Raw genomic sequence first — 4,385 nt, forward strand, 5'->3', positions numbered from 1 at the left:
ATGGCAAAGGCAAAGTTTGAACGGACGAAACCGCACGTCAACATTGGCACGATTGGTCACGTTGACCACGGCAAGACGACGCTGACGGCTGCGATCACGAAGTATTTCGGCGAATTCCGCGCCTATGACCAGATCGACGGCGCGCCCGAGGAGCGGGCTCGGGGGATCACGATCTCGACCGCGCATGTGGAATACGAATCGGAAAACCGCCACTACGCCCACGTGGACTGCCCCGGCCACGCGGACTATGTGAAGAACATGATCACCGGCGCGGCGCAGATGGACGGCGCGATCCTGGTGGTGAACGCCGCCGACGGCCCGATGCCGCAGACGCGCGAGCACATCCTGCTGGGCCGCCAGGTGGGCATCCCCTACATGGTCGTCTACCTCAACAAGGTCGACCAGGTCGATGACGAGGAGCTGCTGGAACTGGTCGAGATGGAGGTGCGCGAGCTTCTGTCCTCCTACGACTATCCGGGCGACGACATTCCGATCATCAAGGGCTCGGCGCTGGCCGCTCTGGAAGGCCGCGACCAGGCGATCGGCGAGGATTCGATCCGCGCGCTGATCGCGGCGGTCGACGAATACATCCCGACGCCCGAGCGCGCCGTGGACCAGCCCTTCCTGATGCCGATCGAGGACGTGTTCTCGATCTCGGGCCGCGGCACGGTCGTGACCGGCCGGATCGAGCGCGGCGCGGTGAACGTGGGCGACGAGCTTGAGATCGTGGGCATCCGCGACACCAAGAAGACCACCTGCACCGGCGTCGAGATGTTCCGCAAGCTGCTGGATCGCGGCGAGGCCGGCGACAACGTGGGCGTCCTGCTGCGCGGCATCGACCGCGACGGTGTCGAGCGCGGCCAGGTGCTGTGCAAGCCGAAATCGGTGAACCCGCACACGACCTTCGAGGCCGAGGCCTATATCCTGACCAAGGAGGAAGGCGGCCGCCACACGCCGTTCTTCGCGAACTATCGCCCGCAGTTCTACTTCCGCACGACGGACGTGACCGGGACGGTGAAGCTGCCCGAGGGCACCGAGATGGTGATGCCGGGCGACAACCTGAAGTTCGAGGTCGAGCTGATCGCGCCGATCGCGATGGAGGAAAAGCTGCGCTTCGCGATCCGCGAAGGCGGCCGCACCGTCGGCGCCGGCGTGGTCTCGAAGATCATCAAGTGATCTGACCCAAACACCACACCCAAAAGGGCCGTCTCCCATAAGGAGGCGGCCTTTTTCGATTGGTCCTTCTGGAGGGGCGCGCAGCAAGCGCGTTGACCCACACGACCATCCGGCGCAAGAATGGGCATCACCGAAGTTGCCGGATCAAGCTGATGTGCCAGATCTTCGCGGGCCAGGATCCCGACCGCTATGAAACCGTGACCCGCCGTCTGCGGCTGAACGGGCAATCGACCTCGATCCGGCTGGAACGGGCCTTCTGGCGCATCCTGGACGACATCGCCGCCCGGCAGGGGGTGACGACGCCCGCCTTCATTTCCAAGCTGCACGCCGAGGTTCTGGAACTGCATGGCGAGGCGCGCAACTTCACCTCGTTGCTGCGTTGCGCCTGCACGATCCACCTGGGCGAGGACCAGCACCTGCCCCAGGCCATCGCCGCCGAATAAAAACGCCTGTAGTAATCCGTTACTACCCGCCCCGTTCCGCGATTCCCTAGCCTGAGGAGAAGAAAAGGCTACGGAGGCTTGGCATGGCGAAATACGTCCACTCGATGATCCGCGTTCTGGACGAGGCGCGTTCGGTCGAATTCTACGACCGCTGCTTCGGGCTGAAGGTCGCCGAGCGGCTGGATTTCCCGGAATTCACCCTGATCTATCTGGCCAACGGCGAAAGCGAGACCGAGCTGGAGCTGACCGTCAACAAGGGCCGGACCCAGCCTTACGACCTGGGCGACGGCTATGGCCATGTCGCCTTTACCGTCGATGACCTGGACGCGCTGCACGCCCGGCTGGAATCCGAGGGCTTCGCGCCGCGCAAGCTGGTGGACTTCGCGCCCGGCGGCGAGGTGATCGCGCGGTTCTTCTTCATCGCCGATCCCGACGGATACCAGATCGAGGTGATCCAGCGGGGCGGCCGCTACAAATAGCGTGCGCCGCCGGGGAGGGGAGACCCCAGGCGCGCGAGACCAAGGGAGGAGGAAACATGACCCGTTTGAACAAGCAGGGCTTGACCCGGCGTGCGCTTCTGTCGCGCGCCGTGGCGGCTGGGGCGCTGGCGGTCGCCGGGCCGGGCTTCATCGCCGCGCCGGACGCCGCCTGGGCCGTCGAGGTCACGGCCATCGGCGAGCATGAGATGGCGACGCTGTTGCAGATGGCCCGCGACATCTATCCGCATGACCGGGTCGGCGACCGCTTCTATGCGGTGGCGGTCAAGTCCTATGACACGGCGGAACAGAAGCAACTGGTGACCGAAGGCATCGCGGCCCTGGATGCCGCCGCCCGGCAGGCGGGCTTCGACACCTACCTGGCCGCCGGCTGGGAGGACGAGCGTGTGGCGATCCTGCGCAGCATCGAGGAGACGCCCTTCTTCCAGACCGTGCGCGGCGGGCTGGTGACGGGGCTTTATAACCAGAAGGACGTCTGGCCGATCTTCGGCTATGAGGGCGAGTCCTTCTCGAAGGGCGGCTATATCGACCGCGGCTTCGACGACATCGACTGGTTGTGAGGGGGCAGGGACCATGGCGAAGGCAGCCAAATTCGAACTGACCGACGACAGCGTGGTCGTCATCGTGGGCACCGGCTCGGGCGGCGGGGTGCTGGCCAACGAGCTGGCGCAGAAGGGCGTCAAGGTCGTCGCGCTGGAAGCGGGCGGGCGCTATCTGCCCGAGGATTACATCAACGACGAATGGGAAAGCTTTGGCCAGCTGGCCTGGACCGATCCGCGCACGACCAGCGGCGACTGGCGGGTCGCCAAGGACTTTTCCGGCCTTCCCGCCTGGATCGTCAAGGCGGTGGGCGGCACCAGCATTCATTGGGCAGGCGCCTCGCTGCGGTTCCAGGATCACGAATGGAAGGCGCGCAGCACCTATGGCGAGGTTCAGGGCGCGAACCTGCTGGACTGGCCGCTGGACACCGCCGAGATGGCGCCCTGGTACGACAAGGCCGAGGCCAAGCTGGGCGTGACCGGCACCGGCGGCCGCGCCCGCCTGCCGGGCAACAACAATTACAAGGTGTTCGAGAAGGGCGCCCATGCCATCGGCTACAAGGATGTCCATACCGGCAACATGGCGATCAACAGCGCCGATTACGACGGGCGCATGTCCTGCCAGCAGACGGGCTTCTGCTTCCAGGGCTGCAAATGGGGCGCGAAATGGTCGGCCGCCTATACCGACATCCCGAACGGAGAGGCGACGGGCAACCTGGAGGTGCGCGACCATGCCCATGCCGCCCGGATCCTGCATGACGACAGCGGCAAGGTGACGGGGGTCGAATATTTCGACAAGGACGGCAACCTTCAACTGCAAAAGGCCCGCATCGTCGCGGTGGCCGGGAACAGCTTCGAATCGCCGCGCCTGCTGCTGAATTCGCACAGCAGCATGTTCCCGAACGGGTTGGCCAACGGCTCGGGCCAGGTCGGGCGCAACTATATGCGCCATACCACCGGGTCGGTCTATGCGACCTTCGAACATCCGGTGAAGATGTGGCGCGGCACGACCATGGCCGGGATCATCCGCGACGAGGCCCGGCACGATCCCTCGCGCGGCTTCGTCGGCGGGTATGAACTGGAAACCCTGTCTCTGGGCCTGCCCTTCATGGCGGCCTTCCTGGATCCCGGTGCCTGGGGGCGGGAATTCACCACCGCGCTTGATAGCTATGAGAACATGGCGGGGATGTGGATCGTGGGCGAGGACATGCCCCAGGCCGACAACCGCGTCACCCTGTCCGACACCGAGGACAAGTTCGGCCTGAAGGTCGCGAACGTGAATTTCAGCGACCATCCGAACGACATCGCGATGCGCAACCATGCCTATCAGCAGGGTCAGGCGATCTACAAGGCGGTGGGCGCCACCCGGATCCTGCCGACGCCGCCCTATCCCTCGACCCACAACCTGGGCACTAACCGCATGTCGGAAAAGCCCGAGGACGGCGTCGTGAACCGCAACGGCCGCGCGCATGAGGTCTCGAACCTGTTCGTCTCGGACGGCAGCCAGTTCACCACCGGCGCGGCGGAAAACCCGACGCTGACCATCGTCGCTTTGGCGATCCGGCAGGCCGACCATATCGCGAAGGAGATGGCGGCGGGCAACGTCTGATCCTGCGGTCTCCTGGCTGTGCTGACATCATCTGTCAGCACGCCGGTGCCATAACGGCGCATCGGAATAAGGAGACCGCCATGATCGACCATATCGGACTGACCGTTGCCGACCTGCCCCG

5 protein-coding genes are annotated in these 4,385 nt (G+C 65.0%); all 5 read left to right on the top strand.

From position 1 onward, the window contains the following. Nucleotides 1-1,176: elongation factor Tu (tuf, locus tag ACTJI6_RS19405; RefSeq protein WP_440801977.1), on the top strand; the 1,176-nt coding region annotated here is incomplete at its 5' end. A gap of 152 nt (nt 1,177-1,328) precedes the next feature. Further along, nucleotides 1,329-1,619 carry a ribbon-helix-helix domain-containing protein gene (locus tag ACTJI6_RS19410; protein ID WP_126155973.1) on the top strand — a complete coding sequence of 97 codons (291 nt, stop codon included), beginning with the start codon at nt 1,329-1,331 and terminating at the stop codon, nt 1,617-1,619. Between the two features lie 83 nt (nt 1,620-1,702). After that, a complete protein-coding gene (locus ACTJI6_RS19415) occupies nt 1,703-2,098 on the top strand; it encodes a VOC family protein (RefSeq protein ID WP_440803036.1) in 396 nt (131 codons plus the stop codon). A 56-nt stretch (nt 2,099-2,154) separates the two neighbouring features. Beyond that, nucleotides 2,155-2,676 (top strand): Twin-arginine translocation pathway signal, encoded by a 522-nt coding sequence (locus tag ACTJI6_RS19420; protein ID WP_126155975.1) that lies wholly within the window; start codon nt 2,155-2,157, stop codon nt 2,674-2,676. Between the two features lie 13 nt (nt 2,677-2,689). Further along, entirely contained in the window at nt 2,690-4,264 is a 1,575-nt protein-coding gene (locus ACTJI6_RS19425) for a GMC family oxidoreductase (RefSeq protein WP_440803038.1), read from the top strand. Nucleotides 4,265-4,385: the final 121 nt, after the last annotated feature.

The organism is Paracoccus sp. 22332 (assembly GCF_052045125.1).
GTDB lineage: Bacteria > Pseudomonadota > Alphaproteobacteria > Rhodobacterales > Rhodobacteraceae > Paracoccus > Paracoccus haematequi_A.